The 377-nt window shown below is 52.0% G+C and carries 1 protein-coding gene; it reads left to right on the forward strand.

Annotated features, from left to right (window positions below; translation table 11 throughout):
- Nucleotides 1-377, forward strand: a 377-nt coding sequence (locus tag Q1A48_RS21440; protein WP_299948916.1) for a transposase, incomplete at both ends; no start/stop codon positions are given.

Consider the following 377-nt stretch of genomic DNA (forward strand, 5'->3'; position numbering starts at 1 on the left):
GAATTTAATTTGGCATTGCAGCGTATCGACTGGTTGCTCGACTGCGCCTATGCACCGAACGGCAAAGAGTCCATTCCCCGGGAACGATTACTGCGAGCCCTACTGCTACAGGTTTTATTCAGTGTGCGTAGTGAACGCCAGCTGATGGAACAGATGCGCTACAACCTATTATTCCGCTGGTTCGTTGGCCTCTGTATCGATGACAAGGTGTGGAATCATTCCACTTTCAGCAAGAACCGTGACCGCCTGCTTGCCCACAACATTATTCCCACCCTGTTTGAAGAGGTGGTGCAGATAGCTCGGCAGAAGCAACTGTTGTCGGAAGAGCATTTCAGCGTCGACGGCACCTTGATTCAGGCGTGGGCCTCGCACAAAAG

Source organism: uncultured Microbulbifer sp. (assembly GCF_947489355.1).
Lineage (GTDB): Bacteria > Pseudomonadota > Gammaproteobacteria > Pseudomonadales > Cellvibrionaceae > Microbulbifer.